At 62.8% G+C, this 26,712-nt stretch carries 28 protein-coding genes; 17 read left to right on the forward strand and 11 right to left on the reverse strand.

Annotated elements, in window-relative coordinates; all coding sequences use genetic code 11:
- The first annotated feature begins 3 nt into the window (after window positions 1-3).
- From HX866_RS31320 to HX866_RS31360, 9 genes are all read left to right on the forward strand, one after another.
- A complete protein-coding gene (locus tag HX866_RS31320; RefSeq protein WP_177098277.1) occupies window positions 4-690 on the forward strand; it encodes a YggS family pyridoxal phosphate-dependent enzyme in 687 nt (228 codons plus the stop codon).
- A 33-nt stretch (window positions 691-723) separates the two neighbouring features.
- Window positions 724-1,542, forward strand: a complete 819-nt coding sequence (proC, locus tag HX866_RS31325) for a pyrroline-5-carboxylate reductase (RefSeq protein WP_177098276.1) — start codon at window positions 724-726, stop codon at window positions 1,540-1,542.
- Between the two features lie 18 nt (window positions 1,543-1,560).
- A complete protein-coding gene (locus tag HX866_RS31330; protein ID WP_177098275.1) occupies window positions 1,561-2,151 on the forward strand; it encodes a YggT family protein in 591 nt (196 codons plus the stop codon).
- 205 nt (window positions 2,152-2,356) lie between these two features.
- The gene (gene metX, locus HX866_RS31335) at window positions 2,357-3,496 is read left to right on the forward strand and encodes a homoserine O-succinyltransferase MetX (RefSeq protein ID WP_177098274.1); all 1,140 of its coding nucleotides are present in this window, start codon (window positions 2,357-2,359) and stop codon (window positions 3,494-3,496) included.
- A gap of 7 nt (window positions 3,497-3,503) precedes the next feature.
- A complete protein-coding gene (metW, locus tag HX866_RS31340; protein WP_177098273.1) occupies window positions 3,504-4,124 on the forward strand; it encodes a methionine biosynthesis protein MetW in 621 nt (206 codons plus the stop codon).
- A gap of 26 nt (window positions 4,125-4,150) precedes the next feature.
- A complete protein-coding gene (locus HX866_RS31345) occupies window positions 4,151-4,585 on the forward strand; it encodes a DUF4426 domain-containing protein (protein ID WP_177098272.1) in 435 nt (144 codons plus the stop codon).
- The gene (gene rdgB, locus HX866_RS31350; RefSeq protein WP_177098271.1) at window positions 4,582-5,178 is read left to right on the forward strand and encodes an RdgB/HAM1 family non-canonical purine NTP pyrophosphatase; all 597 of its coding nucleotides are present in this window, start codon (window positions 4,582-4,584) and stop codon (window positions 5,176-5,178) included. The genes HX866_RS31345 and rdgB overlap by 4 nt, the downstream gene beginning before the upstream one ends.
- Window positions 5,179-5,237: 59 nt before the next feature.
- The gene (gene hemW, locus HX866_RS31355; protein ID WP_177098347.1) at window positions 5,238-6,377 is read left to right on the forward strand and encodes a radical SAM family heme chaperone HemW; all 1,140 of its coding nucleotides are present in this window, start codon (window positions 5,238-5,240) and stop codon (window positions 6,375-6,377) included.
- A gap of 9 nt (window positions 6,378-6,386) precedes the next feature.
- Window positions 6,387-6,710 (forward strand): DUF3392 domain-containing protein, encoded by a 324-nt coding sequence (locus tag HX866_RS31360; protein WP_060781995.1) that lies wholly within the window; start codon window positions 6,387-6,389, stop codon window positions 6,708-6,710.
- 270 nt (window positions 6,711-6,980) lie between these two features.
- Here HX866_RS31360 and trmB read toward each other — a convergent pair whose 3' ends face one another.
- The 4 genes from trmB to HX866_RS31380 all read right to left on the reverse strand — a co-directional run bounded on the left by trmB (window position 6,981) and on the right by HX866_RS31380 (window position 9,374).
- On the reverse strand, window positions 6,981-7,706 hold the full coding sequence (trmB, locus tag HX866_RS31365) for a tRNA (guanosine(46)-N7)-methyltransferase TrmB (RefSeq protein ID WP_177126276.1): 726 nt from the start codon (window positions 7,704-7,706) through the stop codon (window positions 6,981-6,983).
- 9 nt (window positions 7,707-7,715) lie between these two features.
- Window positions 7,716-8,510, reverse strand: coding sequence for a thiazole synthase (locus HX866_RS31370; protein ID WP_100944605.1), 795 nt, complete (start codon window positions 8,508-8,510; stop codon window positions 7,716-7,718).
- Between the two features lie 198 nt (window positions 8,511-8,708).
- On the reverse strand, window positions 8,709-8,909 hold the full coding sequence (gene thiS / locus HX866_RS31375; protein WP_177098270.1) for a sulfur carrier protein ThiS: 201 nt from the start codon (window positions 8,907-8,909) through the stop codon (window positions 8,709-8,711).
- An 87-nt stretch (window positions 8,910-8,996) separates the two neighbouring features.
- Entirely contained in the window at window positions 8,997-9,374 is a 378-nt protein-coding gene (locus HX866_RS31380) for a DUF423 domain-containing protein (protein WP_177098269.1), read from the reverse strand.
- A gap of 70 nt (window positions 9,375-9,444) precedes the next feature.
- On the opposite strand from HX866_RS31380, the gene mtgA reads away from it, so the two are divergent.
- Complete coding sequence (gene mtgA / locus HX866_RS31385) at window positions 9,445-10,167, forward strand: monofunctional biosynthetic peptidoglycan transglycosylase (RefSeq protein WP_177098268.1); 723 nt, start codon at window positions 9,445-9,447, stop codon at window positions 10,165-10,167.
- Between the two features lie 236 nt (window positions 10,168-10,403).
- Here the strand turns inward: mtgA and rpoH are convergent, their stop codons facing one another.
- The 4 genes from rpoH to ftsY all read right to left on the reverse strand — a co-directional run bounded on the left by rpoH (window position 10,404) and on the right by ftsY (window position 14,658).
- Window positions 10,404-11,258: an RNA polymerase sigma factor RpoH gene (gene rpoH / locus HX866_RS31390; RefSeq protein ID WP_177098267.1), complete on the reverse strand. Its 855-nt coding sequence runs from the start codon at window positions 11,256-11,258 to the stop codon at window positions 10,404-10,406.
- A 129-nt stretch (window positions 11,259-11,387) separates the two neighbouring features.
- Window positions 11,388-12,410, reverse strand: coding sequence for a permease-like cell division protein FtsX (gene ftsX / locus HX866_RS31395; protein ID WP_177098266.1), 1,023 nt, complete (start codon window positions 12,408-12,410; stop codon window positions 11,388-11,390).
- Window positions 12,407-13,078 (reverse strand): cell division ATP-binding protein FtsE, encoded by a 672-nt coding sequence (gene ftsE / locus HX866_RS31400; protein ID WP_177098265.1) that lies wholly within the window; start codon window positions 13,076-13,078, stop codon window positions 12,407-12,409. The genes ftsX and ftsE overlap by 4 nt, the downstream gene beginning before the upstream one ends.
- Window positions 13,075-14,658 (reverse strand): signal recognition particle-docking protein FtsY, encoded by a 1,584-nt coding sequence (gene ftsY, locus HX866_RS31405; RefSeq protein WP_177141079.1) that lies wholly within the window; start codon window positions 14,656-14,658, stop codon window positions 13,075-13,077. Before ftsY ends, ftsE begins: the two co-directional genes overlap by 4 nt.
- Window positions 14,659-14,833: 175 nt before the next feature.
- Between ftsY and HX866_RS31410 the strand changes: the two genes are divergently transcribed.
- The 6 genes from HX866_RS31410 (at window position 14,834) to HX866_RS31435 (ending at window position 22,383) form a co-directional block, all read left to right on the forward strand.
- Window positions 14,834-16,186: a M16 family metallopeptidase gene (locus tag HX866_RS31410; RefSeq protein WP_177141080.1), complete on the forward strand. Its 1,353-nt coding sequence runs from the start codon at window positions 14,834-14,836 to the stop codon at window positions 16,184-16,186.
- Window positions 16,183-17,673: a M16 family metallopeptidase gene (locus HX866_RS31415; RefSeq protein ID WP_177141081.1), complete on the forward strand. Its 1,491-nt coding sequence runs from the start codon at window positions 16,183-16,185 to the stop codon at window positions 17,671-17,673. The genes HX866_RS31410 and HX866_RS31415 overlap by 4 nt, the downstream gene beginning before the upstream one ends.
- Window positions 17,673-18,287: a 16S rRNA (guanine(966)-N(2))-methyltransferase RsmD gene (gene rsmD, locus HX866_RS31420; protein ID WP_177141082.1), complete on the forward strand. Its 615-nt coding sequence runs from the start codon at window positions 17,673-17,675 to the stop codon at window positions 18,285-18,287. Before HX866_RS31415 ends, rsmD begins: the two co-directional genes overlap by 1 nt.
- Before the next feature lie 112 nt (window positions 18,288-18,399).
- Complete coding sequence (locus HX866_RS31425; protein ID WP_177141083.1) at window positions 18,400-19,749, forward strand: M16 family metallopeptidase; 1,350 nt, start codon at window positions 18,400-18,402, stop codon at window positions 19,747-19,749.
- Window positions 19,742-21,247, forward strand: a complete 1,506-nt coding sequence (locus HX866_RS31430; protein WP_177141084.1) for a M16 family metallopeptidase — start codon at window positions 19,742-19,744, stop codon at window positions 21,245-21,247. Before HX866_RS31425 ends, HX866_RS31430 begins: the two co-directional genes overlap by 8 nt.
- Before the next feature lie 134 nt (window positions 21,248-21,381).
- On the forward strand, window positions 21,382-22,383 hold the full coding sequence (locus HX866_RS31435; protein ID WP_177098258.1) for a hydrolase: 1,002 nt from the start codon (window positions 21,382-21,384) through the stop codon (window positions 22,381-22,383).
- A 27-nt stretch (window positions 22,384-22,410) separates the two neighbouring features.
- Here the strand turns inward: HX866_RS31435 and HX866_RS31440 are convergent, their stop codons facing one another.
- From HX866_RS31440 to HX866_RS31450, 3 genes are all read right to left on the reverse strand, one after another.
- A complete protein-coding gene (locus HX866_RS31440) occupies window positions 22,411-23,355 on the reverse strand; it encodes a hypothetical protein (protein WP_177141085.1) in 945 nt (314 codons plus the stop codon).
- A 75-nt stretch (window positions 23,356-23,430) separates the two neighbouring features.
- A complete protein-coding gene (locus HX866_RS31445) occupies window positions 23,431-24,285 on the reverse strand; it encodes a sulfurtransferase (protein WP_177124344.1) in 855 nt (284 codons plus the stop codon).
- Window positions 24,286-24,415: 130 nt separating this feature from the next.
- Complete coding sequence (locus HX866_RS31450; protein WP_177098255.1) at window positions 24,416-25,105, reverse strand: TetR/AcrR family transcriptional regulator; 690 nt, start codon at window positions 25,103-25,105, stop codon at window positions 24,416-24,418.
- 176 nt (window positions 25,106-25,281) lie between these two features.
- Between HX866_RS31450 and HX866_RS31455 the strand changes: the two genes are divergently transcribed.
- Window positions 25,282-26,712: a coniferyl aldehyde dehydrogenase gene (locus HX866_RS31455; RefSeq protein WP_177105017.1), complete on the forward strand. Its 1,431-nt coding sequence runs from the start codon at window positions 25,282-25,284 to the stop codon at window positions 26,710-26,712.

Genomic DNA, 26,712 nt, shown 5'->3' on the forward strand with positions numbered 1-26,712 from the left:
TGAATGACCACGATAGCAGACAACATCACCGCCGTTGCAGCCCGCATCGCTGCCGCCGCCCAGGCCACCGGGCGTGACGGCGCCACCATCGGCCTGCTCGCCGTGAGCAAGACCAAGCCCGCCGCCGCCGTGCGCGAAGCCTATGCCGCGGGCCTGCGGGACTTCGGCGAGAATTACCTGCAGGAAGCCCTGGGCAAACAGCTGGAATTGACCGACCTACCCTTGTGCTGGCACTTCATCGGCCCCATTCAATCGAACAAGACTCGCGCCATCGCCGAGCATTTCGATTGGGTGCACTCCGTGGATCGCCTGAAAATTGCACAACGCCTGTCCGAACAGCGCCCGGCCGACCTGGCGCCGCTGAATATCTGCATCCAGGTCAATGTCAGCGGCGAGGCCAGCAAATCCGGCTGCACTCCGGCCGACCTGCCGGCACTGGCCGCAGCGATCAGCGCCTTGCCGAACCTGAAGCTGCGCGGGCTGATGGCGATTCCCGAACCGACCGAAGAGCGTGCCGAACAAGACGCCGCGTTCGCCACCGTGCGGACTTTGCAAGACAGCCTCAACCTGCCGCTCGACACACTTTCCATGGGCATGAGCCACGATCTCGAGTCGGCCATTGCCCAAGGCGCCACCTGGGTGCGGATCGGTACCGCACTGTTTGGCGCCCGCGATTATGGCCAGGCCTGAAATGGCCTCACACACTCGTTTTAAGGATCCGTCATGAGCAAGAACCGAATCACTTTTATCGGCGCCGGCAATATGGCCGCCAGCCTGATCGGCGGCCTGCGGGCCGAGGGCCTGGACGCCGCGCTGATTCGCGCCAGTGACCCGGGCGCCGAGACCCGTGCGCGGGTCCAGGCCGAACACGGTATCGAAGTGTTCGCCGACAACGCCGAGGCCATCCTCGGTGCTGACGTGGTGGTCCTGGCGGTCAAGCCGCAAGCCATGAAAGCCGTGTGCGAAGCCTTGCGTCCAAGCCTCAGCCCCAACCAGCTGGTGGTGTCGATTGCCGCCGGCATCACATGCGCGAGCATGAACCACTGGCTGGGCGAGCAGCCGATCGTGCGCTGCATGCCGAACACCCCGGCGCTGCTGCGCCAGGGCGTGAGCGGTTTGTTCGCCACCGAGCAGGTGTCCGCCGAACAGCGCCAACAGGCACAGACCCTGCTGTCGGCCGTGGGCACGGCCCTGTGGCTGAGCGAAGAGCAGCAACTGGACGCGGTCACCGCGGTGTCCGGCAGCGGCCCGGCGTATTTCTTCCTGCTGATCGAAGCCATGACTGCCGCCGGCGAAAAACTCGGCCTGCCCCGTGATATCGCCAGCCAACTGACCCTGCAGACCGCCCTGGGTGCCGCCCATATGGCCGTCGCCAGCGACGTTGAAGCCGCCGAGCTGCGCCGCCGCGTGACATCGCCGGCCGGCACCACGGAAGCCGCGATCAAGACCTTCCAGGCCGGGGGCTTCGAAGCCCTGGTAGAAAAGGCGCTCGGCGCCGCCGCCCACCGTTCGGCCGAAATGGCTGAGCAACTCGGTCAGTAATCCTCGAGGGAACCCTTAATGTTTGCACTCAATAGCGCTGCCATTTTTGTCATTCAAACCCTGGGCAGCTTGTATCTGTTGGTGATCCTGCTGCGTTTCATCCTGCAACTGGTCCGAGCCAACTTCTACAACCCGCTCTGCCAGTTCACCGTCAAGGCCACCCAGCCCCTGCTCAAGCCGCTGCGTCGGATCATTCCGAGCCTGTTCGGCCTGGACATGTCCTCGCTGGTGCTGGCGATTATCGTGCAGATGCTGTTGATGGCGGTGATCCTGCTGCTCAGCTATGGCGTCACCGGTAATGTCGCCTACCTGTTGATCTGGTCGGTCATCGGTATCACTTCGCTGTTCCTCAAGGTGTTCTTCTACGCCATGATCATCAGCGTGATCCTCTCCTGGGTCGCACCCGACAGCCGTAGCCCGGCCGCCGAGCTGGTGTACCAGATCAGCGGCCCGGCCCTGGCGCCGTTCCGCAAGATCGTGCCGAACCTGGGTGGCCTGGATATCTCGCCGATCCTGGCGTTCCTGGTGATCCAGCTGATCCAGAGCTATGTGATTCCGCCACTGGCGGTCATGAGCGGCATGCCGGAAGTGCTGTTCCGGTTGATCTGATAGCGGTGAGCGGGCGGGTAGTCCGCGTTATCGTTCATCGCGAGCAAGCTTGCTCCTACAGTGCCTGTGTCGAACCACCCAGCGGTGTACGACCGAGAACGTGTAGGAGCAAGCTTGCTCGCGATCCAGGCGCCACAGTCTCCCTGCTTGCCGCTAACCCCCTTGCTCATTAGACTTACGCCTCATTCAAGCGTGAGCAGGGTCGATGTCCACTGTCTTTCCCCACGATTCCGTCGGGCTGGTCGTGCCGCAAACGGCACATTTCAGCGAGCCCCTGGCCCTGGCCTGTGGCCGTTCCCTGCCGGCCTACGACCTGATCTACGAAACCTACGGCACTCTCAATCCCGCGGCGAGCAACGCCGTGCTGATCTGCCATGCCCTTTCCGGTCACCACCACGCCGCCGGCTTCCACAGCCCCGACGAGCGCAAGCCCGGTTGGTGGGACAGCTGCATCGGCCCGGGCAAGCCCATCGACACCAACAAGTTCTTCGTCGTCAGCCTGAACAACCTCGGCGGTTGCAACGGTTCCACCGGCCCGAGCAGCATCAACCCGGAGACCGGCAAGCCCTTCGGCGCCGATTTCCCGGTGCTGACCGTGGAAGACTGGGTCCACAGCCAGGCCCACCTCGCCGACCGCCTCGGTATCCACCAATGGGCCGCCGTGATCGGCGGCAGCCTGGGCGGCATGCAGGCCATGCAATGGAGCATCACCTTCCCCGATCGCGTGCGCCATTGCGTCGCCATCGCCTCGGCCCCCAAATTGTCGGCGCAGAACATCGCCTTCAACGAAGTGGCGCGCCAGGCGATCCTCACCGATCCGGAATTCCATGGCGGCTCCTTCCAGGAACAAGGCGTGATCCCCAAACGCGGCCTGATGCTGGCGCGGATGGTCGGGCATATCACCTACCTGTCCGATGACTCCATGGGCGAGAAATTCGGCCGGGGCCTCAAGAGCGAAAAGCTCAACTACGACTTCCATAGCGTGGAATTCCAGGTCGAGAGCTACCTGCGTTACCAGGGCGAGGAGTTTTCCGGACGTTTCGACGCCAACACCTACCTGTTGATGACCAAGGCCCTGGACTACTTCGACCCGGCGGCCAACTTCGGCGATAACCTGGCACACACCTTCGCCGGCGCCACCGCCAGCTTCTGCGTGATGTCCTTCACCACCGACTGGCGTTTCTCGCCGGCCCGTTCACGGGAAATCGTCGATGCGCTGATGGCCGCGCGCAAGGATGTCTGCTACCTGGAAATCGACGCACCGCAAGGCCACGATGCCTTCCTGATTCCGATCCCGCGTTACCTGCAGGCGTTCGGCAACTACATGAACCGAATTACGCTGTGAGGACGCCATGAGAGCCGACCTGGAAATCATCCAAGACTGGATCCCCGCCGGCAGCCGCGTGCTCGACCTCGGCTGCGGCGACGGCGAGCTGCTGGCCTGGCTGCGCGACAACAAGCGGGTCACCGGCTATGGCCTGGAAAACGACCCGGAGAATATCGCCACCTGCGTGGCCAAGGGCATCAACGTCATCGAGCAGGACCTGGACAAGGGCCTCGGCAACTTTGCCAGCAACAGCTTCGATATCGTGGTCATGACCCAGGCCCTGCAAGCCGTGCACTACCCGGACAAGATCCTCGACGAAATGCTCCGGGTCGGCCGTCAGTGCATCATCACCTTCCCCAACTTCGGTCACTGGCGCTGCCGCTGGTACCTGGCGAGCAAGGGACGGATGCCGGTGTCCGATTTCCTCCCGTACACCTGGTACAACACGCCGAACATCCACTTCTGCACCTTCGAAGACTTCGAGGCCCTGTGCAGCGAACGCTCGGCCAAGGTGATCAACCGGCTTGCCGTGGATCAACAGCACCGCCATGGGTGGGCCAGTAAGCTATGGCCTAATCTATTGGGTGAGATCGGCATTTATCGCGTCAGCAGTCCAGGTCTCGCCGATCATCGGATCGCGGTATAAATCGCACGTTTTCGAGGAGAATGACCATGCTGCGTTCAGCTGTGTTTCTGCTGGCGGCCTGTTTCGGCGTCACGGCCATGGCCGCTGAGGCCATCAAGGGCGATCGCCAGGAAGTGTTCGGTGACATCGCCGTGCACTACAACACCTTCAACTCCACCTACATCCAACCGGACGTGGCCCGGGGCGTGGAGCTGGTGCGCAGCAAGGACCAGGGCGTGATCAATGTCTCGGTGGTCAAGGCCGACAAACCCTTGGTCGCCCAGGTCAGCGGCAAGGTCAAGGACCTGACCGGCAAGAGCGTCGCGCTGAACTTCAAGCAGATCACCGAGCCGGGCGCCATCTACTACCTGGCGCAGTACCCGGTCCCGCAGCCGGAAAACCGCATTTTCGAGATTACCGTCACCGTCGCCGGTGATGCCCACACTTTCAGCTTCAATCAGGAACTTTTCCCAGGCGAATGATGAACTTCAGCCAACTGGTACTGGCCAGCCACAACGCCGGCAAACTCAAAGAACTCCAGGCCATGCTCGGCGGGTCGGTGCAACTGCGCTCGATCGGTGAGTTCAGCAGCGTCGAGCCGGAAGAAACCGGTCTGTCGTTCGTCGAAAACGCCATCCTGAAAGCCCGTAATGCCGCACGCATTTCCGGCCTGCCGGCACTGGCCGACGACTCGGGCCTGGCGGTGGACTTTCTCGGTGGCGCACCGGGCATCTATTCGGCCCGTTATGCCGATGGCCAGGGCGATGCGGCGAACAACGCCAAGCTGCTCGACGCCTTGAAGGACGTTCCTGAGGCTGAGCGCGGCGCGCAGTTCGTCTGCGTGCTGGCCCTGGTGCGACATGCCGACGATCCGCTGCCGATCCTCTGCGAAGGCCTGTGGCACGGGCGCATCCTCCGCGCCGCCAGCGGTGAACACGGCTTCGGCTACGATCCGCTGTTCTGGGTACCGGAGCGTGATTGCTCCAGCGCCGAACTGGGTCCCGTTGAAAAGAACCAGCTCAGCCACCGCGCCCGCGCCATGGTCCTGTTGCGCCAGCGCCTGGGCTTGAAATGACCCAGCCCGACTCCGCGCCGCCGCTGATCCACGGCAGCGCGCCAACACCCCGGGCGGCCATGCCGCAACTGCCGCCCCTGGCGCTGTACATCCATATTCCCTGGTGCGTGCGCAAATGCCCGTATTGCGACTTCAACTCCCATGCCGCCAGCCCGGTGCTGCCGGAAGAAGAGTACGTCGACGCGCTGCTGGCCGACCTCGACCAGGACCTGCACGCGGTGTATGGCCGTGAGTTGAGTTCGATCTTCTTCGGTGGCGGTACCCCCAGCCTGTTCAGCGCCCAGGCGCTGGGACGCTTGCTCAAGGGCGTCGAGGCGCGCATTCCATTTGCCGGTGATATCGAAATCACCCTGGAAGCCAACCCGGGGACCTTCGAGCAGGAAAAATTCATCGCCTATCGCCAGCTGGGCATCAATCGGTTGTCGATCGGTATCCAGAGTTTCCAGGAAGAGAAGCTCAAGGCCCTCGGCCGTATCCACACCGGCGGCGAAGCCGTGCGGGCAGCGGATATGGCGCGCCAGGCCGGGTTCGACAACTTCAACCTGGACTTGATGCACGGTTTACCGGATCAATCCCTGGAGGATGCCCTGGCCGACCTGCGCCAGGCCATTGCCCTGAAGCCCACGCATCTGTCCTGGTATCAGCTGACGCTGGAGCCGAACACGGTGTTCTGGAATCAGCCGCCCGTGCTCCCGGAAGACGACACCCTGTGGGATATCCAGGAAGCCGGCCAGGCGCTGCTGGCCGAGCACGGCTACGCCCAGTACGAAGTCTCGGCCTATGCCCAGACGGGGCGGGCGGCGCGGCACAACCTCAACTACTGGAGCTTCGGTGATTTCATCGGCATCGGTGCCGGGGCCCATGGCAAGCTCAGCCATCCGGACGGGCGCATCGTACGGACCTGGAAAACCCGCCTGCCGAAGGACTACCTGAACCCGGCCAAGGCCTTCCAGGCCGGGGAGAAAGCCCTGGCCAACGAAGAGCTGCCGTTCGAGTTCCTGATGAATGCCCTGCGCCTGACCGAGGGTGTCGACGCCGTCTTGTTTGCGCAACGTACCGGGCTTAGTCTCGACAACTTGAACGAAGCGCGTGCCGAAGCCGAACAAAGTGGCCTGTTGCAGGTCGAACCGTCACGCCTGGCGGCCACGGCCCGCGGGCAGCTGTTTCTCAACGACCTGCTGCAATACTTTTTGACCTAAGGAAACCCCATGGACCTGGTACTCGACCTGCTCGCCACGGTATCGCGTTGGAGCCGCAGCAACCTGTCGGAAATCGCCCTGGCGCTGGTGGGCTGCCTGCTGGTGCTGTTTGGCGCGGACATCAAGGGTTGGATCGATCAACGCCTGGGCAGCATCGCCGGCGCCTTGCGCGTCCCGCTGCTGGCCCTGCTGTGCATGATCGGCAGCGGCGCGGCCTTGATCTATGCCACGCCGTGGGTGGTGCGCGGCTTGAGCCAGTTCAACAACTACAGCCTGGCGCCAGTGTTGTTGGTGGTGCTGGTGTTGATCGGCGTGGTGGCGGATCGGCGCTGAGCCAGGGAAAAGGGCAAACGGGTAACCCCATGCCAGTCAGCCAAGGACAATCCCCAGCCTGGCCAAAATTTGTGGCGAGCGGGCTTGCCCGCGCTCGGCTGCGCAGCAGCCGAAAACCCAGGCACCTCGGTGTACCTGATACACCGCGATTAATAGTTTTAGGGCCGCTTCGCAGCCCAGCGCGGGCAAGCCCGCTCGCCACAAGACCGTGCTCGACTTCAAACTTCCTTAACTGACCGGTATTGTCGCAAGCCCGCTCGCCACAATGGTTTAGGCCAGCTTCTCGAACTTCAGGTCCCACACCCCATGCCCCAGTCGCTCGCCACGGCGCTCGAACTTGGTGATCGGGCGTTCGGTCGGACGCGGCACGCATTTGCCGTCTTCGGCCAGGTTGCGGTAACCCGGCGCGACATTCATCACTTCCAGCATGTACTCGGCATACGGTTCCCAGTCGGTGGCCATGTGCAGAATCCCGCCGACCTTCAGCTTGCTGCGCACCAGCTCGGCAAAGGACGCCTGGACGATACGCCGCTTGTGGTGGCGACTCTTGTGCCACGGATCCGGGAAAAACAGCATCAGACGATCCAGGCTGTTGTCCGCCACGCAGCGGTTGAGCACTTCGATGGCGTCGCAGTCATAGACCCGCAGGTTTTTCAGCCCCTGGGTCAGCACGCCATTGAGCAACGCGCCGACACCCGGACGGTGCACTTCAACACCGATAAAGTCCTGCTCCGGCGCTGCCGCCGCCATCTCCAGCAGGGAATGGCCCATGCCGAAGCCGATTTCCAGCGAGCGGGGCGCCGAGCGGCCAAACACCTGGTCGAAATCCACCGGCGCATCGGCCAGCGGCAGGACGAACAGCGGCGTGCCCTGCTCCAGGCCCTTCTGTTGGCCTTCGGTCATGCGCCCGGCGCGCATCACGAAACTCTTGATGCGGCGGTGTTGGCGCTCTTCGCCTTCTTCCGGCTGGATTGGCGTGTCGTTCGATTCAGTCATCAAAGGCTCTTACTTGATCAGACCATCCAGCGGCGAGGAGGCGCTGGCATAGAGTTTTTTCGGCATACGCCCGGCGAGGTAGGCCAGGCGGCCGGCAACGATGGCGTGTTTCATGGCTTCGGCCATCAGGATCGGCTGCTGGGCGTGGGCGATGGCCGAGTTCATCAGCACCGCTTCGCAACCCAGCTCCATGGCGATGGTGGCGTCGGACGCGGTACCGACACCGGCATCCACCAGCACCGGGATCTTGGCTTCTTCGAGGATGATCTGCAGGTTGTACGGGTTGCAGATCCCCAGGCCAGTACCGATCAGGCCGGCCAGCGGCATGACCGCGATGCAGCCGATTTCCGCCAGTTGCCGGGCGATGATCGGGTCATCGCTGGTGTAGACCATCACGTCGAAGCCTTCCTTGACCAGCACTTCGGCGGCCTTGAGGGTTTCGATCACGTTGGGGAACAGGGTTTTCTGGTCAGCCAGGACTTCCAGCTTCACCAGGTTGTGGCCGTCCAGCAGCTCACGGGCCAGGCGGCAGGTGCGCACGGCTTCGATGGCGTCGTAGCAACCGGCGGTGTTCGGCAGGATGGTATAGCGATCCGGCGGCAGGATATCCAGCAGGTTCGGTTCACCCGGGTTCTGGCCCAGGTTGGTCCGGCGCACCGCCACGGTGACGATCTCGGCACCCGAGGCTTCGATGGCCAGGCGGGTTTCTTCCATGTCACGGTATTTGCCGGTGCCCACCAGCAGGCGCGACTGATAGGTACGGCCGGCCAGCACGAAGGGCTTGTCGCTGCGAACAGTGCTCATTCGGAAATCCTCTTGAAAGGTTGAGGGCTTGCAGGGTGGATCGTCCTTAAATGGAACAAACCGCGTGAAAACGTAGCGAGCGAAGGGAAGACAAGGCAAAAACAGGCGAGGACGCGGAGTTTACTGGCTGTAAATGAGCAGTCCGAGCCTGTTTTTAACGCAGTATTACCGAGCGCAGTAGTTTTCACGGGGTTTGGGTTAACCGCCGCCGATGGCGTGTACCACTTCGACCTGATCGCCTTCACGCAGGGCGGTTTCGGCATGTTGGCTGCGCGCAACGATGTCCAGGTTCAGCTCCACCGCCACCCGCCGCCCGACCAGGTCGAGCCGGGCCAGCAACGCCGCGACGGTTTCGCCGTCGGGCAGTTCAAAGGGTTCACCGTTCAATTGAATGCGCATGCGCCGGGCTGCCATCATTTTTAGGGGTCAGCATTCTAGCCCGATCAGTCCGGGCGACCCAAGCCATTCGTCGACCTGGCGGTCAGCTCAAGCCGCCTGCAGGCGCCAGGCGGCCAGACCGAGGCAGAACCAGCCGATCAGAAAGCCCAGGCCACCGAACGGGGTGATGATGCCCAGCTTGCTGATACCGGTCAGGGTCAGCAGATACAGGCTGCCGGAGAACAGGATAATCCCGACGGCGAACGAAAAGCCGGCCCAGGTGACCAAACGCCCCGGAATATGGGTCGCCAGCAGCGCAACACCGAACAGGGCCAGGGCATGCACCAACTGATAGGTCACGCCGGTGTGGAAGATCGCCAGGTATTCCGCGCTCAGGCGGTCTTTCAGGCCGTGGGCGGCAAAGGCACCGAGGGCGACGCCGGTAAAACCGAAAAAGGCGGCCAACAGCAGAAAACCACGCAACATGACGAACTCCATTCAGGGGGCACAGGGTCTGTATAATGGCCCGCTCCCACGCCCCGGCCAAGCCATCTCTATGCTGCAATTCCTTTTCCGCCGCCTTCTCATCGTCCTGAAATGGTTCGCCATTGGCAGTGTGCTGCTGGTGCTGCTGTTTCGCTGGGTGCCGCCGCCCGGTACCGCGCTGATGGTCGAGCGCAAGATCGAGTCCTGGACCGACGGCGAGCCTATCGACCTGCAACGTACCTGGAAGCCCTGGGAGCAGATCTCCGACGAGCTGAAAGTCGCAGTGATGGCCGGTGAAGACCAGAAATTCCCCGAACACTGGGGTTTCGACTTCGATGCGATCCAGGCGGCCTTCGAGCACAACGAGCGCGGTGGCTCGATTCGCGGCGCCAGCACCTTGAGCCAGCAGGTGTCGAAGAACCTGTTCCTGTGGTCGGGGCGCAGTTACTTTCGCAAGGGGCTGGAGGCCTGGTTTACCGCGCTGATCGAGCTGACGTGGCCCAAGCAGCGGATTCTCGAGGTGTACCTGAACAGCGTGGAGTGGGACGACGGTGTGTTCGGCGCGGAAGCAGCGGCGCGGCACCACTTTGGCGTGAGCGCGGCGTCCTTGTCGCGCCAGCAGGCCAGTTTGCTGGCGGCGGTGCTGCCCAATCCGCGGGAGTGGAGCGCCAGTCATCCGAGCACCTATGTGGCGCGCCGGGCGGGCTGGATTCGCCAGCAGATGAGCCAGCTGGGTGGGGATGAGTACCTGGTGGGGCTGAACAACTCGCGCAAGGCGCCCTGGGCGTTGTAATCGACAAATCCTGGATTGTTGCGGGAACACACCTTTGTGGCGAGCGGGCTTGCCCGCGCTCGACTGCGTAGCAGTCGCAAAACCAATCACCTCGTTGTGTCAGATACAACGAGTTCTACGATTTCAGGGCCGCTTCGCAGCCCAGCGCGGGCAAGCCCGCTCGCCACAATGGGCCCTGTGCTCCCCCAAACAAAAACGCCCCGATCAGATCGGGGCGTTTTTCATGGCGTCAGCGCTTAAGCGGCAATCGACAGCTTCAGCTTGTTCATCGCACTCTTTTCCAGCTGGCGAATACGCTCGGCCGAAACGTTGTACTTCTGCGCCAGGTCATGCAGCGTGGCCTTCTCTTCCGCCAACCAGCGCTGGTAGAGAATGTCGCGGCTACGCTCATCCAGCACTTCCAACGCTTCATGCAGGTTGCTGTTGGAGTTTTCGCTCCAATCGGCATCCTCCAACTGACGCGCCGGGTCATACCGGTGGTCTTCCAGGTAGTTGGCCGGAGACTGGAACGCGCTGTCGTCGTCGGCTTCCGCCGCCGGGTCGAAGGCCATGTCCTGGCCGGTCAGACGACTTTCCATCTCACGCACTTCACGGGGCTCCACACCAAGGCTTTCCGCCACGCGGTGGACTTCCTCGTTGTTCAACCAGGCCAGACGTTTCTTCTGGCTGCGCAGGTTGAAGAACAGCTTGCGCTGGGCCTTGGTGGTGGCCACTTTCACAATGCGCCAGTTGCGCAGGATGAACTCGTGGATTTCCGCCTTGATCCAGTGCACGGCGAACGACACCAGGCGCACACCCATTTCCGGGTTGAAACGCTTCACCGCCTTCATCAGGCCGACGTTGCCTTCCTGGATCAGGTCAGCCTGGGCCAGACCGTAGCCGCTATAGCTACGGGCGATATGCACGACAAACCGCAGGTGGGCGAGCACCATCTGCCGAGCCGCCCCCAAATCCTGCTCATAATAGAGACTCTCGGCCAGTTCACGCTCCTGCTCCGGCGTCAGCAATGGAATGCTGTTCACCGTGTTCACGTAGGCTTCCAGGTTCGCACCCGGGGCCAACGCGTAGACAGGTTGCAAAGAAGTGGTCATACGAAAAAACCTCCGACTCACATAACTCGTGCAGTGATGCACTGCGAAAATTGACCGGGAACCGTAGGACAAGTCCCCTAAACCACCGATACGGTCAATACAAACGAAACCACATTAATCTGACATTAACTACTTCGGTGCCAGCTCACGTAAATGCCGTGCGACCGCAATCCAAGCACCGATATACCCCAAGAGCACTGCCCCAAGCAACAATGACAGACCATCGGCAACCGGCACACCGGCCAGGGCGAAATTGCTGCCGTAGAGACCGGCCAGCCCGACCACTGCGTCATTCAGCCAGTTCAAGCCGTAAGCCAGCACGCCCCAGGACAAAAGCCCGGCACCAAAGCCATAAAGCGCGCCCATATAGAGAAAAGGCCTACGCACATAGCTATCAGTGCCGCCGACCAGTTTAATCACTTCGATCTCGGTGCGGCGGTTTTCAATATGAAGACGAATGGTATTGCCTATCACCAAAAGTAATGCAGACACCAGCAGCACCGTCAGGCCAAAGACAAACCGGTCGCCCAGCTTGAGGATCGCCGCCAGGCGCTCGACCCAGACCAGGTCCAGTTGCGCCTGTTGCACCTTGGGCAACTCGGCGAGGCGCTGGCGCAATGCCTCCAGGGTCGCCTTGTCGACTTCGTTCGGCGTCACCAGCACCACCCCCGGCAAGGGGTTCTGCGGCAATTCCTTGAGGGCTTCGCCCAGGCCGGACTGTTGCTGGAACTCGTCCAGGGCCTTTTCCTTGCTGATGAACTCGGCATCCGCCACGCCGGCCATGGCCTTGATCTGTTCGCTGAGGTGCTCGCCTTCGGTCGGGCTGGCATCCAGTTGCAGGTACAGGGAAATCTGTGCGGCGCGCTGCCAGGAGCCGCCGAGGCGCTCGACATTGTTCAGCAGCAACGACAAGCCCATCGGCAGGCTCAGGGCCACGGCCATCACCAGGCAAGTGAAAAAGCTGCCGATCGGCTGTTTGCCCAGGCGGCGCAGGCTGTCCACCAGGCTGGCGCGGTGGCTTTCGATCCAGGCGTGCAGCAAGGTGCCAAAATCCGGGCCGTCGTCTTCGTCGCGTTTTTTCTTCGGCTTCTGCGGCTCGGAGGCCTTCGGCGCTACGCGTTCGGCCACTTTCGGACTGCGGGTGGCACTCATTCTCCAGCCTCCCCGTCGCCGATCAATCGGCCGCGTTGCAAGGTCAGCATGCGGTGGCGCATGCGAGCAATCAGAGCCAGGTCGTGGCTGGCGATCAGTACGCTGGTGCCCAGGCGGTTGATGTCTTCGAACACGCCCATGATTTCCGCCGCCAGGCGCGGGTCGAGGTTACCGGTGGGTTCGTCCGCCAGCAGCAGGGCCGGGCGATGGACGATGGCGCGGGCAATGCCGACGCGCTGTTGCTGACCGGTGGAGAGGTCGCCGGGGTAGAGGTCGGTCTTGTCCGACAGCGCCACGCGCTCCAGGGCCGAATCCACGCGTTTGACGATCTCGGCCTTGGACAGGCCGAGGATCTGCAACGGCAAGGCGATGTTGTTGAACACCGTGCGGTCGAACAGCAACTGGTGGTTCTGGAACACCACGCCGATCTGCCGCCGCAGGAACGGAATCTGCGCGTTGCTGATCTGGCCCAGGTCCTGCCCGGCCAGCAGCAGTTTGCCGGTGGTCGGACGCTCCATCGCCAGAAGCAGGCGCAACAGGGTACTTTTGCCCGCGCCGGAATGCCCGGTCACGAACAGGAATTCACCACGACGCACCCGAAAGCTCAGTTCATGCAAGCCGACATGACCGTTCGGATAGCGCTTACCGACCTGTTCGAAACGAATCATGAACGCTCCCGCTCAGCGAAAAGGGCCTGGACAAAGGGTTCGGCTTCGAACGTGCGTAGATCGTCGATGCCTTCGCCGACGCCGATGTAACGAATCGGCAGGCCAAACTGCTTGGCCAGGGCAAAGATCACCCCGCCCTTGGCGGTCCCATCGAGCTTAGTCAATGCCAGGCCGGTCAGCTGGACCGTCTGGTTGAATTGTTTGGCCTGGTTGATGGCGTTCTGCCCAGTCCCGGCATCGAGCACCAGCAGCACTTCGTGGGGCGCCTCGACATCGAGCTTGGCGATCACCCGACGGACCTTCTTCAACTCTTCCATCAGGTTGTCTTTGGTGTGCAGGCGACCGGCGGTGTCGGCGATCAGCACGTCGACCCCGCGCGCCTTGGCCGCCTGTACCGCGTCAAAGATCACCGAGGCCGAGTCGGCGCCGGTGTGCTGGGCGATCACCGGGATCTGGTTGCGTTCGCCCCAGACCTGCAATTGCTCCACCGCCGCCGCACGGAAGGTATCACCGGCCGCCAGCATGACTTTCTTGCCTTCGAGTTGCAGCTTCTTCGCCAGCTTGCCGATGGTGGTGGTCTTGCCGGCGCCGTTGACGCCTACGACCAGGATCACGAAAGGCTTCTGTTGCGAAACGATGTTCAGCGGCTGTTCGACCGGCTTGAGCATCGCGGTCAATTCGGCCTGAAGCGAGGCATAGAGCGCATCGCTGTCGGTCAACTGCTTGCGCGCGACCTTCTGGGTCAGGCTCTGGATGATCACCGAAGTGGCTTCGACGCCCACGTCGGCGGTCAGCAGACGGGTTTCCAGCTCTTCGAGCAGGTCGTCGTCGATGGCCTTCTTGCCCAGGAACAGGCTGGCCATGCCTTCGCCGATGCTGGCGCTGGTCTTGGACAGGCCCTGCTTGAGGCGGGTGAAGAAGCCGACCTTGGTTTCTTCGCTGACCGGCTTGGCCGGTTCGGCGACCACAGGCTCGGCCACCACGACAGCCACCGGAGCTGGCGCAACCACGGGCGCCACGACTGGCGCAGGTGCCAGGACAGGTGCAGGTGCCAGTGCAGGTGCAGGTGCAGGTGCAGGTGCAGGTGCCAGTGCAGGTGCAGGTGCAGGTGCAGGTGCAGGTGCAGGTGCAGGTGCAGGTGCAGGTGCAGAGACTACCGGAGCTGGAGTTTCGGCAACCGGCACAATGACCGGCGCGGGCAGCGGTTCGGCGACGAACGGCTCTGGCGCAGCCACTTCGGCGACCGGCGGCACGGCGCCCAGCGGAATCGGCGGGGTGATATGCGGGGCCTGCACATCCTCGACCAGGGCGACCGGCTCTTCGGCCACCGGCAAACTCAGCCAGGGCTCATGCACCGGGGCAACCGGCGCGGCGGCGGGTGTTTCAACCAGCGCAGCGCTGACCGACAACGGCTCGGCGGCAACCGGCAACGCCTCGCTCACTGGCGCGGGCGTGGTCTCAGGGGTCGGTTGTGGCTGTTCGACGACGGCTTCCTGCGGTTTTTTACGCAGCCATCCGAACAGGCTTTTTTTCTCGCCAGCCGGGGCTGGGGTCTTCTTGTCGTCGTTGGAACCAAACATGGAGGACGGCTATCTCACGGTAGCGACGCGCCAAGGTGGCGCGCCGGCAAAATAATATTCTGATGCGTAACAGACTGCCTTTTGACCAGATTGTTCGCGCGCAACGCAGTATCCTAGCACCTCCTCGCCCGCCGACGCTAAGATCACGCGGGCCGTACTACAGGTTTGAAAACGAATGAATGCTCTAGCCCGCCGTGCCGCTGGCCTGTTGCTCAGCACGCTTTGTCTACCCCTGGCCGCCTTGGCCGCCGACCCGCAACCCACCCACGAATTCACCCTCGACAACGGCCTGAAGGTCGTGGTCCGCGAAGATCACCGCGCCCCCGTGGTGGTTTCGCAGATCTGGTACAAAGTCGGTTCGAGCTACGAGACACCGGGCCAGACCGGCCTGTCCCACGCCCTGGAACACATGATGTTCAAGGGCAGTTCCAAGGTCGGCCCGGGTGAAGCCTCGCTGATCCTGCGTGACCTGGGCGCCGAAGAAAACGCCTTCACCAGCGACGACTACACCGCCTATTACCAGGTCCTGGCCCGCGACCGCCTGAGCGTGGCCCTGGAGCTGGAAGCCGACCGCATGGCCACACTGCGCCTGCCGGCCGACGAGTTCAGCCGGGAAATCGAGGTAATCAAGGAGGAACGCCGCCTGCGCACCGACGACAAACCCATGGGCAAGGCCTTCGAGCGCTTCAAGGCGATGGCCTACCCGGCCAGCGGCTACCACACGCCGACCATCGGCTGGATGGCCGACCTCGACCGCATGAAAATCGAGGAGCTGCGCCATTGGTACCAGTCCTGGTATGTGCCGAACAACGCCACCCTGGTGGTGGTCGGCGACGTCACCCCGGACGAAGTCAAAACCCTGGCCCAACGTTATTTCGGCGCCATCCCCCGGCGTGACACGCCGCCGGCAAAAATCCCGCGGGAACTGGATGAGCCGGGCGAACGCCTGATCACCCTGCACGTGAAGACCCAGTTGCCGAGCCTGATGCTCGCCTTCAACGTGCCGAGCTTCGCCACCGCCGAAGACAAGCGTTCGGTCACCGCACTGCGCCTGATCGCCGCCCTGCTGGATGGTGGCTACAGCGCCCGCCTGCCGTCGCAACTGGAGCGCGGCGAAGAGCTGATCTCCGGCGGCTCGTCGAGCTACGACGCCTACACCCGTGGCGACACTCTGTTCCTGCTCTCGGCCACCCCCAACAGCCAGAAGAAAAAGACCCTGGCCGATACCGAAGCCGGCCTCTGGCGCCTGCTCGACCAGTTGAAAACCCAGGCACCCAGCGCCGCAGAACTGGAGCGCGTGCGTGCCCAGGTGATCGCCGGCCTGGTCTACGAGCGTGACTCCATTACCAGCCAGGCCAGCGCCATCGGCATCCTGGAAACCGTCGGCCTGTCCTGGAAAATGATGGACACCGAGCTGTCCGACCTGCAAAGCGTCACGCCGCAGGATATCCAGAACGCCGCCCGTACCTATTTCACCCGCGAGCGCCTCAGCGTCGCCCATGTATTGCCCGAGGAGAGCGCCCAATGAGTCAGTCCAAGGGGCCACGTTTCGTCCTGCTCGCCCTGACCTTTGCCGTCGCGGCGGGCGGTATCGGCTTTTATCTGTTCGATTCGCGCAACTCCCAGGCCAGCCAGGCCCTGGACGCGGCCAAGTCCAGCCATAAATTGCAATCCCTGGCCGAGCTGGACGGCAAGGCACCGGCGCACCGCACCCTCAACGTGCAGACCTGGAAAACCGCCGAAGGCGCCAAGGTGCTGTTCGTCGAAGCCCATGAACTGCCGATGTTCAACCTCAACCTGACCTTCGCCGCCGGTAGCAGCCAGGACGGCAACGCCGCCGGCCTTGCCGCCCTGACCAACGCCATGCTCAACGAAGGCGTGGCCGGCAAGGACGTCGGCGCCATCGCCCAGGGCTTCGAGGGGCTGGGCGCCGACTTCAGCAACGGTTCCTACAAGGACATGGCAATTGCTTCACTGCGCAGCCTCAGCGCCCCGGACAAACGCGAGCCGGCGTTGAAGCTGTTCGCCGAAGTGGTGGGCAAGCCGACCTTCCCCGCCGACTCCCTGGCACGGATCAAGAACCAGCTGCTGGCCGGTTTCGAATACCAGAAGCAGAACCCCGGCAAGCTGGCGAGCCTGGACCTGTCCAAGCGCCTGTATGGCGATCACCCTTACGCGCACCCTAGCGAAGGCACGGCCCAGAGCATCCCGCCGATCACCCTCGAGCAGTTGCGCGCCTTCCACGCCAAGGCCTACGCGGCCGGCAACGTGGTGATCGCACTGGTCGGCGACCTGTCGCGCACAGAAGCCGAAGGCATCGCCGCCCAGGTCTCCAGTGCCCTGCCCAAGGGCCCGGCCTTGCCGAAGATCGCCCAGCCGGAGGAACCGAAAGCCAGCGTCGGGCATATCGAGTTCCCGTCCAAGCAGACCACCATCCTCATGGCCCAACAGGGCATCGACCGCACCGACCCGGACTACGCGGCCCTGTCCCTGGGCAACCAGATCCTCGGCGGTGGCGGCTTCGGTACCCGGCTGATGAGCGAAGTCCGCGAAAAACGTGGCCTGACCTATGGTGTCTATTCGGGCTTCTCGCCGATGCAGGTGCGCGGTCCGTTCCAGATCAACCTGCAAACCCGCGCCGAAATGAGCGAAGGCACCCTCAAGCTGGTGGACGACGTGGTCGCCGACTACCTGAAAAACGGCCCGACCCAGAAGGAACTCGACGACGCCAAGCGCGAAATGGCCGGCAGCTTCCCGCTCTCCAACGCAAGCAACAGCAGCATCGTCGGCCAACTGGGCCTGATGGGTTTCTATGACCTGCCGCTCGACTACCTGGAAAATTTCGTCCAGCAGACCCAGGCGCTGACCATCGAGCAGATCAAGACCGCCATGAACAAACACCTGAGTGTCGACAAGATGATCGTCGTCACCGCAGGCCCCACGGTACCGCAAAAGCCGCTGCCGCCACCGACTGACAAACCCGCCGAGCAGCCGCTCGGGGTCCCGGAGCATTAATGGCCAGCCCATCGCGTCCCAGCAAGAAACCCGCTCACCCCCATAACGGTGTGAATCAACTGCGTATCATCGGCGGCGAATGGCGCAGCCGGCGCCTGAGCTTCCCGGATGTCCCGGGGCTGCGGCCGACCCCGGACCGTGTGCGCGAAACCCTGTTCAACTGGCTGGCGCCCTATGTCGCCGGGGCCAAGGTGCTCGACCCGTTCGCCGGCAGCGGCGCCTTGTTCCTCGAAGCCTTGTCCCGTGGCGCCGCCATGGGCCAGGCGCTGGATGCCAGCAACCTGGCGGTGGCCAACCTGCGCGAGCACCTGGGCACCCTGCGTTGCAGCGTCGGCCAGGTGCAGACCGCCGACGCCCTGCGCTACCTGGAAACCCAGACGGCCACGGCGTTCGACCTGGTGTTTCTCGACCCGCCGTTCAACCAGAACCTGTTGCCCGGCATCTGCGCGCTGCTGGAAGAACGCCAGTGGCTGGCCGATGACGCCTGGGTCTACACCGAAAGCGAAAACGCGCCCTCAGGCCTCGGCCTGCCGGGCAACTGGCGCCTGCACCGCGAGCAGAAGTCCGGACGCGTCCACTACGCGCTGTGGCACCGCAGCGTCGCCGGCCAATAACCTGAGCGGCGGTTCGAGCTGAGCCTCGGACCGCCCTCACTATCCCGCTACCGCCCGCTTATCCCTCAACCGGATCAAGGTGTTCCTTTGACATTCACAAGGACCCTGACGGATGAAACGGCCCTCCTCCCGGCGTGCTCTCGGTTTGCTTTTTTTGCTGCCGGTCATTGCCCTCGCCTCGCCCTCCCCCAGCACCCACGAACTGATGCTCGACAACGGTTTGAAAATCATCGTGCGCGAAGATCATCGAGCCCCCGTCGTGGCGACCCAGCTTTGGTACAAAGTCGGCTCCAGTCACGAACCGCCCGGCGAATCGGGGCTTTCCCATGCCCTGGAGCACCTGTTGTTCCAGGGCAGCAGCAAAGTCTGCCCGACCCAGGCGTTCCAGATCATGGAGCGCCTGGGTGCACGGATCAACGCCTTCACCAACCATGACGCCACCACCTACGAATACCTGATGCCGCGTCATGTGCTGGGTGTTGCGCTGGAAATCATGGCCGACCAGATGAGTTCCGCTCAACTGTCCCCAGCCGCCTTCCGGCGTGAGATCGAGGTGATCAAAAACGAGCGGTTCCAGAACGTCGACGACACCCCCGGGGAAATACTCGACGAAAAGATGCGCAGCATCGCCTTTACCACCAGCGGCTATCGCACCTCGACCATCGGCTGGCAACACGACCTGCAACGCATGAACGTCGAGCAACTGCAACGCTGGTACGCCCGTTGGTACGCGCCGAACAACGCCACCCTGGTGGTGGTCGGCGATATCACCCCCGGGGAAGTCGAAAGCCTGGCCCGGCGCTACTTCGCCGACCTGCCCAGCCGAACGCTGCCCGAGATCCGCAGCCCGCTGGAGCTGAACGAGCCGGGCGAACGGCGGATCACGCTGCAGACCCGCAATGAGTTTCCCAGCCTGATCATGGCGTTCAACGTGCCCAGCCTGGTCACCGCCGCCGATCCGCAGACCGCCCACACCTTGCGCCTGCTCAACGAATTGCTGGGCGTCGGCTCCGGCTCGCGGATTTTCAGGCAGTTGAAGTTCCGCGAAGAGCTGGTCACCCGGGCTCACTCCCGCTATGAGGCCTTCAACCGGGGAGATGCCTTGTTGAAGATTTTCGTCGACTTGGACACCCAGAAAAACCCCAGCCTGGACGATATTCAGGCACGTCTGTGGCAACTGCTCGACGAGCTCAAACAGACGCCTGTCAGCGCGCAGGAGCTGGAACGCGCGCGCACCCGGATGATGGCGCAGCGGGTCTTTGCCCTCGATTCGCTGGAAAACCAGGCGCAGAAGCTCGGCGGCCTGGAAAGCGCCGGCCTGTCGTGGGCCCTGGAAGAACAAGAACAAGAGCACCTGAAGGCCGTCACGCCCCTGGATATCCAACACGCCGCACAAACCTACTTGACCCGCGAGCGACTCAGCGTCGCCCTGGCCAACCCTGGGAGAACCCCGCATGAATAAGGCTAATCCGGTGTTATCCGGCGTCCTGCTGACACTCATCACCACCCTGGCGATCCAAGGGCCCCGGGCAGCCGTCGGCGCCGAACCGTCGAGCGTCAATCCCCTGCAATCGCTGAGCGAAGTCCAACACCTGGCGCCCACCCCCACGACCCGCGTTATTCGCGGCTGGAAAACCCTCAATGGGAGCAAGGTGCTCTTCGTTGAAACCCATGGCCTGCCGTTGCTCGATGTGGCCGTGAGCTTTGCCGCCGGCAGCCGTTACGACGACGAGCAACCCGGCTTGGCGGCCATGACTCTGAGCCTGCTCAACGAAGGGTCGGAGGGTAAGGATGTCGACGCGATCCTGACCGCGTTCGACAGCCTGGGGGTGCAGCTCGGCAATGGCATCGACCGCGACCATGGGTTTGTCAGCCTGCGCAGCCTCAGCGATGAAACCATCCGGACCCCGGCCCTGCAGTTGTTGAGCGAAGTGCTGAGCAAGCCGAGCTTCACCGGCGATGCCATTCGCCGGGTAAAAAGCGAGATCCTCGACCGACAGATGCGCCAGGACGTCGCCTTCGACACCTGGGTCAGTCATCGCCTTGCACCGCCGCTCTACCCCAGGCACCCGTATGCCCGGCCCCTCTACGGCACCCGGGAAAGTCTCGAAAAAATCACTGCCGAGCAACTGCGGGACTTTCACAACCAGGCTTACAGCGCGGGCAACGCCATCATCGTGCTGGTCGGGGATATCTCACTGGAGCAGGCGCAGATCATCAGTGTGAAAATTTCCGACGCCTTGCCCAAAGGTCCGGCGTTGCCACAAACCGCCAGCGCCCAGCCTGAAGACAGCCTCGTCGGCACCACCCATATCGAACGGCCGACCACCCTGGTTCATCTGGATTTCGCCCAGATCGCCCCGCCTCGACAGCATCCCGACTACGTCGCCCTCTACGTCGCCAGCCTGATTTTTGGCGGCGGCTTCGATAGCCGTCTGATGCATGCCTTGCGCGAACGGCATGGCGTCACCTATTCAGCACAAGCCCAACTCAAGAACTGGCAAGCCCGTGGCCCGTTCCACATCAGCCTCTCGACCCCTCCCGAATACCGCGAAGCCGTGATCCGGCGGGTCAAGCGGATGTTCGAACAACTGCTGGAGGAAGGCCCGACCGAGCAGGAACTGCAGAACATCAAGCTGAGCCTGCGCGGTGACATGGCGCTGGATGGCGCCAGCAATGCGGACATCCTGCAGGCGCTGTTGGTGATCGCTCGTCACGACCTGCCCCTGAGCCTGACGGACTACGCCGAACAGGCCCAGCGGCTGACCCGCGAAATGATCAAGGCCGCCTTGAACGCGCACTTTGCGGCCGACAGTTGGGTGGTGACCAGTACCGGCCCGAGCGTCACTCAGCAAGCCTTGCCTGATCTTCAGGTCCAGGGACCCAGTTGCCAGGTTCGCGCGCTGGACGCCAGCAACACAAGGATCGACCCGCCGTCGCGCCTCTCAAACAACGGATAGTCATGCCGCATAGCCGTAACCTCAGGTTATGCGCTAACGTGAAGCTCGAATCCTCACACCAGCCCTTGCAAACCAGCGGGGCGAGGTGTCAGAGCCCAAGTCCCGACTGATCTCACAGGCAATTACACCACCCCGTGCCGTCATCCAAGAACCCCCACACCTTCACCCCCGCCCCGGGCCTGGGTAACCCGCACCTGCAAACCTTGTGGGGGCCGCTCTGGCGCAAGACCGTCCACCTCGACCGCAGGCGCGAACGCCTGTGGCTTGAAGATGGCGACTTCCTCGACCTCGACTGGCACGGCCCGCATGCCGCCGAAACGCCGCTGGTGCTGGTCCTGCACGGGCTCACCGGCTCGTCGAACTCGCCTTATGTCGCCGGCCTGCAACAGGCGCTGGGCAACCAGGGCTGGGCCAGCGTGGCGCTGAACTGGCGGGGTTGTTCGGGGGAGCCCAATCGGCTGGCACGCAGTTACCATTCCGGGGCCAGTGAGGACCTGGCGGAGGTGGTCGCCCACCTCAAGGCCCTGCGCCCGCTGGCGCCGCTCTATGCCGTCGGCTACTCCCTGGGCGCTAACGTGCTGCTCAAGCATCTGGGGGAAAGTGGCGAAGACAGCGGCCTGCAAGGCGCCGTCGCGGTGTCGGTGCCGTTTCGCCTGGACCAGTGCGCCGACCGCATCGGCCAGGGCTTTTCGCGGATCTACCAGGCGCACTTCATGCGCGAGATGCTGGCCTACATCAAGAACAAGCAGCGCCAGTTCCAGCACGACGGACGCATCGAGGGCCTGGCGACCCTGAGCGATCTGGGGCCATTGACGGGCATGCGGACCTTCTGGGACTTCGATGGCCGGGTCACCGCGCCGCTGCACGGTTTTGCCGATGCGCAAGATTATTATCGCCGCGCCTCCAGCCGCTATTTCCTCGGGGCGATTCGCACCCCGACGCTGATTATCCAGGCCAAGGACGACCCGTTCGTGTTTCCCCACAGCCTGCCCGAGCCGGACGAATTGGCGCCCGGCACCCAACTCGAATTGCAGGCCAAAGGCGGGCATGTCGGGTTCGTCGACGGTTCGCCGGGCAAGCTGACTTACTACCTGGAGCGGCGCATTCCGCAATGGCTGGCCGATAGGGAAAGCTGACCGGAACGCGCCACGCCGGGCTATCGATCAAGCATATTCAGGGTAGATAACAGCGCTAAGCGACGTGGCAATATCATTCAATAAAGGCACGGTTATCTGCCCATCCGAATAGCCATCAGGCTGATCATGGGTCCAGGCAAAAACCTCGGCTTCGAGTTGCGGATCCACTTGCCAGTCTTCCAGCATTTCAATCTCACGCCCGTGCAAGAACGCATCACCGGGCTCCGAGGTGTTTCTGGCACTGTCTGCCAACTCTTTGAACTCAGGGCCTCGCAAGGCCCATGTATCAATGTCCAAAGCGACGCCTGTATCCAAGTCCAGGTCCGACCCCAGATCTATGTCCCTGGCATAGATCCGCTCCAACACCTCGGCCAGCCGCCCGCTCTCGCCCCTGGATGAGACCAGGGACTGGACTATCTCCTCATCGGCCTTCTGTAGAAAGCCTTCGAAGTCGGTCATCCCTTCGCGAACCAGACGCAGGCCGAGCTCACGGCTATTTAAGGAGGCGCTGCCCGTGACCAAGCCAAGCAGGTGGTCAATGCTGTCCGAAAAACGGCCCAGTTGTTCATCAGCTAATTGATCGAGTGCACCGGCATCAAACTGGCGGAAGATAAGCTGCGCCTGAGTCGAAATAGTCGAGGTGGGGTGCAGTGCATCCTGAATCAGCTGCAGGGAGGCCTGATGCAGTTCGAGCGCCCGCACCTCGAACGCCTCGTAGGTCTCGACACTTTTGTCCGACAACACACTACGACCCAGCGCGAGCATCTTCTGATGGTTATTGCTCGCCAGTGTTTCAAGGTGTTTGGCGAGCGGTTCCATCTCCCCGCTGTATCGTGGTTCGGCAGGGGTTCCCGTCCCTGCCGATTCGTCCATCCCCCCTGGCGGCCTGGGATCGAGTTTATTATTCAACACGGCCTGTCCCATAAAAATCTCCTGTCTGCGTTTTATCAAAGAGGTTTCTACAGCGTGCATCTCTCCACGCTCGAGGGGATTAAGCCGGTGACGGAGTCCGGCGTGTAGGTAGACAAATCTCAGCCGCCTGGATAATCAGTCGCCCGTCGCCACGGCTCGCTGCGGATCGGTAATCCACTCGCTCCAAGACCCGGCATACAAGGTTCCCAACGGATAACCCGCCAGGCACAAGGCAAACAGGTTGTGACACGCCGTCACCCCGGAGCCGCAATACGCCACCAACTCCTGCGGCGAGCGATCCCCCAGCTTGGCGGCGAAACGCTGCTTGAGCTGATCCGCCGAGAGAAACCGCCCATCCGCATCGAGGTTCTCGTTGAACGCCGCGCATGAGGCACCAGGAATATGCCCGGCCACCGGGTCGATCGGCTCCACTTCACCGCGAAAACGCGGCAAGGCACGGGCATCCAGCAGGGTCATCGACGGTTGCCCGAGACGCTGCTGCAAGTGTTCGGCGCTGATCTGCAACGAAACATCCGCCGTTCCCACGAAGGCGCCACGGCCAGCAGCCGGCGGATTCAGGCTCAGCGGCTGACCGGCCGCATGCCAGGCCTTCAGGCCGCCATCGAGCAGGAACACGCCGTCACGTTTCCCCAGCCAGGCCAGCAACCACCAGGCGCGGGCGGCGTACATGCCGGGACCGTCGTCATACAGCACGACCTCGCTGTCGGCACTGATGCCCCAGGCCTGCAGGCGTTCGACCAACTCCGTCGGGTCCGGCAGCGGATGACGCCCGGTCACGCCGCGGGTCACCGGACCACTCAGGTCCCGCTCCAGGTCGGCGTGGTGCGCGCCTTCGATATGCCCCTGGGCATAACTGCGCTGTCCGTAGTCCGGGTCTTCAAGGGCAAAACGGCAATCCAGGATCACCAGCCCGGGCCGAGCCTGGCGTTCGGCCAGTTGCTGGGGGCTGATCAGTTGCGCAAGGGGCATAGCGAACTCCTCATACAGGGGTAAGAGATAACTACTGTAGGAGCGAGCTTGCTCGCGATGGTAGTCCAAGCACCGCGGGGTATCAGGTACCCCGCGTTACCGTTGATGCCCATCGCGAGCAAGCTCGCTCCTACATGATGGGCATGGGCCCCGACACATCCTCCAGGGCCTGGGCCAACGGCACATAAAATTCGTTGAGCAACTTGTCCACCGCCGCCCGCGACTGCGCGGTGACAAAACCCGACTCCAGCACCAGCACTTGATAGACCCCACGCTTGATCGATTCTTCGCTCAGGTAATGGGCGTTCTCGCGGGTGGTGCTCAGGAAGCGTACCCAGGAGGTCAGGACAATCCAGGCATTGAGGGTCAGGGCCTCGGTCTGCACGGCGTCCATTCCCAGGATGCCGGCCTCGACAAACCCCGCGTAGATCGCCTGGCCCTGGATCAGGCAGCGCTGGGAAAAACGTCGATAACGGGCGGCCAATTCGGCATCGCTTTCCAGCAGGTGTTCGAGGTCGCGGTGCAGGAAACGATAACGCCACATCGCCGCCAGCAGGGCCTTGAGATAGAAACGTTTGTCATCGATGGTCGAGGCGCGCCCCTGGGGCGGACGCAGGAAGCTGTCGACCAGGGCTTCGTACTCGGCGAACAGCACGGCAATGATCGCCTGCTTGTTAGGGAAGTGGTAGTAGAGGTTACCCGGCGAAATGTCCATGTGCGCCGCGATATGGTTGGTACTGACGCTGCGCTCGCCCTGCTGATTGAACAGATCCAGGCTGTTCTGGACGATGCGCTCGCTGGTTTTTATTCGAGGGGCCATGACTTCAGCTTTACTTCCAGAAGACGGTACCGGCCATCTTACGGCCTATCCGAGCGCGGATAAATCGCCATGATTCTCAGCCGCTATCAGATTGCACTGAGACTCCCTGTTGACTTTATGGAGCAATAGCTCTAAACATTCGTTTAAAAATAAAATCACACACCCTGGAGCGCGCCATGTCTGCCGAAATCGCCTATCTGCAGGAATCGCAGCAGCAACTGGACCAACTCCAGCGCCTGTTTCAAGCGCAACGCCGCGCCTATGCCGCGCATCCCATGCCCCCCGCCGAGCAACGCCGACAAGGGCTCGACAGCCTGCGCCAGATGCTCAGCGACGAACGTCAGGCGCTGATCGACGCCATCAGCCAGGACTTCGGCAACCGCAGCGCCGATGAAACCCTGCTCGGCGAGCTCATGCCCAGCCTGCAAGGCATCCACCATGCCCGCCAACACCTCAAGCGCTGGATGAAACCGTCACGTCGGCGGGTCGGCCTGGCCTTCCAGCCGGCTTCGGCCAAAGTCGTCTACCAGCCATTGGGGGTGATCGGCGTGATCGTGCCCTGGAACTACCCGCTGTTCCTCAGCATCGGCCCATTGGTGGGGGCGTTGGCGGCGGGCAACCGGGTGATGCTCAAACTCAGCGAAGCGACCCCGGCCACCGGCCTGTTGCTCAAGGAACTGCTGGGCCGGGTGTTCCCCGAAGATCAGGTCTGCGTGGTACTCGGCGAAGCCGAAATCGGCATGGCCTTCTCCAAGCTGCCGTTCGATCACCTGCTGTTCACCGGCGCCACCAGCATCGGCCGGCACGTGATGCGCGCCGCGGCGGAAAACCTGACTCCGGTGACCCTGGAACTGGGCGGCAAGTCGCCGGCCATCGTTTCCCAGGACGTGCCCCTCAAGGACGCCGCCGAACGTATCGCCTTCGGCAAGACCCTCAACGCTGGCCAGACCTGCGTGGCGCCCGACTACGTGCTGGTGCCGGAAGAGCGAGTCGGGTCCTTCGTCGAAGCCTACCGCCAGGCGGTGCGCAGTTTTTATCCGACACTGGTCGATAACCCGGACTACACCAGCATCATCAATGACCGCCAACTGGCCCGGCTCAACGGCTACCTCAGCGATGCCACCAGCAAGGGCGCGCTGCTGATTCCGCTGTTCGAGCAGAACCAGCAACGGCGCATGGGCCACAGCCTGTTGCTGAACGTCAACGATGAAATGACGTTGATGCAAGACGAGATCTTCGGCCCGTTGCTGCCCATCGTGCCGTACAAGGGCCTGGATGAAGCCTTTGCCTACATCAATCGTCGACCTCGCCCCCTGGCGCTCTACTACTTCGGCTACAACAAGGCTGAACAGCAACGGGTGCTCGATGAAACCCATTCCGGCGGCGTCTGCCTGAACGACACCCTGCTCCATGTACCCCAGGAAGACCTGCCTTTCGGCGGTATCGGCCCCTCGGGCATGGGCCATTACCACGGCCACGAAGGTTTCCTGACCTTCAGCAAGGCCAAGGGCGTGCTGACCAAACAGCGCTTCAACGCGGCGCGGCTGATCTATCCGCCGTACGGCAAATCGATCCAGAAACTGATCCAGAAACTCTTCGTTCGTTGA

It is taken from the genome of Pseudomonas gingeri (genome assembly GCF_013386165.1).
In the GTDB taxonomy this organism is placed as follows: domain Bacteria; phylum Pseudomonadota; class Gammaproteobacteria; order Pseudomonadales; family Pseudomonadaceae; genus Aquipseudomonas; species Aquipseudomonas gingeri_C.

Coding starts and splice junctions, on each gene's coding strand:
- ftsY (WP_177141079.1), bottom strand. CDS start 14,658: ATGTTTGGTTCCAACGACGACAAGAAGACCCCAGCCCCGGCTGGCGAG.
- HX866_RS31450 (WP_177098255.1), bottom strand. CDS start 25,105: ATGGCCCCTCGAATAAAAACCAGCGAGCGCATCGTCCAGAACAGCCTG.
- trmB (WP_177126276.1), bottom strand. CDS start 7,706: ATGACTGAATCGAACGACACGCCAATCCAGCCGGAAGAAGGCGAAGAG.
- rdgB (WP_177098271.1), top strand. CDS start 4,582: ATGATGAACTTCAGCCAACTGGTACTGGCCAGCCACAACGCCGGCAAA.
- rsmD (WP_177141082.1), top strand. CDS start 17,673: ATGGCCAGCCCATCGCGTCCCAGCAAGAAACCCGCTCACCCCCATAAC.
- HX866_RS31415 (WP_177141081.1), top strand. CDS start 16,183: ATGAGTCAGTCCAAGGGGCCACGTTTCGTCCTGCTCGCCCTGACCTTT.
- HX866_RS31330 (WP_177098275.1), top strand. CDS start 1,561: ATGTTTGCACTCAATAGCGCTGCCATTTTTGTCATTCAAACCCTGGGC.
- metX (WP_177098274.1), top strand. CDS start 2,357: ATGTCCACTGTCTTTCCCCACGATTCCGTCGGGCTGGTCGTGCCGCAA.
- HX866_RS31360 (WP_060781995.1), top strand. CDS start 6,387: ATGGACCTGGTACTCGACCTGCTCGCCACGGTATCGCGTTGGAGCCGC.
- HX866_RS31410 (WP_177141080.1), top strand. CDS start 14,834: ATGAATGCTCTAGCCCGCCGTGCCGCTGGCCTGTTGCTCAGCACGCTT.
- thiS (WP_177098270.1), bottom strand. CDS start 8,909: ATGCGCATTCAATTGAACGGTGAACCCTTTGAACTGCCCGACGGCGAA.
- HX866_RS31445 (WP_177124344.1), bottom strand. CDS start 24,285: ATGCCCCTTGCGCAACTGATCAGCCCCCAGCAACTGGCCGAACGCCAG.
- HX866_RS31345 (WP_177098272.1), top strand. CDS start 4,151: ATGCTGCGTTCAGCTGTGTTTCTGCTGGCGGCCTGTTTCGGCGTCACG.
- ftsX (WP_177098266.1), bottom strand. CDS start 12,410: ATGAGTGCCACCCGCAGTCCGAAAGTGGCCGAACGCGTAGCGCCGAAG.
- rpoH (WP_177098267.1), bottom strand. CDS start 11,258: ATGACCACTTCTTTGCAACCTGTCTACGCGTTGGCCCCGGGTGCGAAC.
- HX866_RS31380 (WP_177098269.1), bottom strand. CDS start 9,374: ATGTTGCGTGGTTTTCTGCTGTTGGCCGCCTTTTTCGGTTTTACCGGC.
- HX866_RS31425 (WP_177141083.1), top strand. CDS start 18,400: ATGAAACGGCCCTCCTCCCGGCGTGCTCTCGGTTTGCTTTTTTTGCTG.
- ftsE (WP_177098265.1), bottom strand. CDS start 13,078: ATGATTCGTTTCGAACAGGTCGGTAAGCGCTATCCGAACGGTCATGTC.
- proC (WP_177098276.1), top strand. CDS start 724: ATGAGCAAGAACCGAATCACTTTTATCGGCGCCGGCAATATGGCCGCC.
- metW (WP_177098273.1), top strand. CDS start 3,504: ATGAGAGCCGACCTGGAAATCATCCAAGACTGGATCCCCGCCGGCAGC.
- HX866_RS31430 (WP_177141084.1), top strand. CDS start 19,742: ATGAATAAGGCTAATCCGGTGTTATCCGGCGTCCTGCTGACACTCATC.
- mtgA (WP_177098268.1), top strand. CDS start 9,445: ATGCTGCAATTCCTTTTCCGCCGCCTTCTCATCGTCCTGAAATGGTTC.
- hemW (WP_177098347.1), top strand. CDS start 5,238: ATGCCGCAACTGCCGCCCCTGGCGCTGTACATCCATATTCCCTGGTGC.
- HX866_RS31320 (WP_177098277.1), top strand. CDS start 4: ATGACCACGATAGCAGACAACATCACCGCCGTTGCAGCCCGCATCGCT.
- HX866_RS31440 (WP_177141085.1), bottom strand. CDS start 23,355: ATGCACGCTGTAGAAACCTCTTTGATAAAACGCAGACAGGAGATTTTT.
- HX866_RS31455 (WP_177105017.1), top strand. CDS start 25,282: ATGTCTGCCGAAATCGCCTATCTGCAGGAATCGCAGCAGCAACTGGAC.
- HX866_RS31370 (WP_100944605.1), bottom strand. CDS start 8,510: ATGAGCACTGTTCGCAGCGACAAGCCCTTCGTGCTGGCCGGCCGTACC.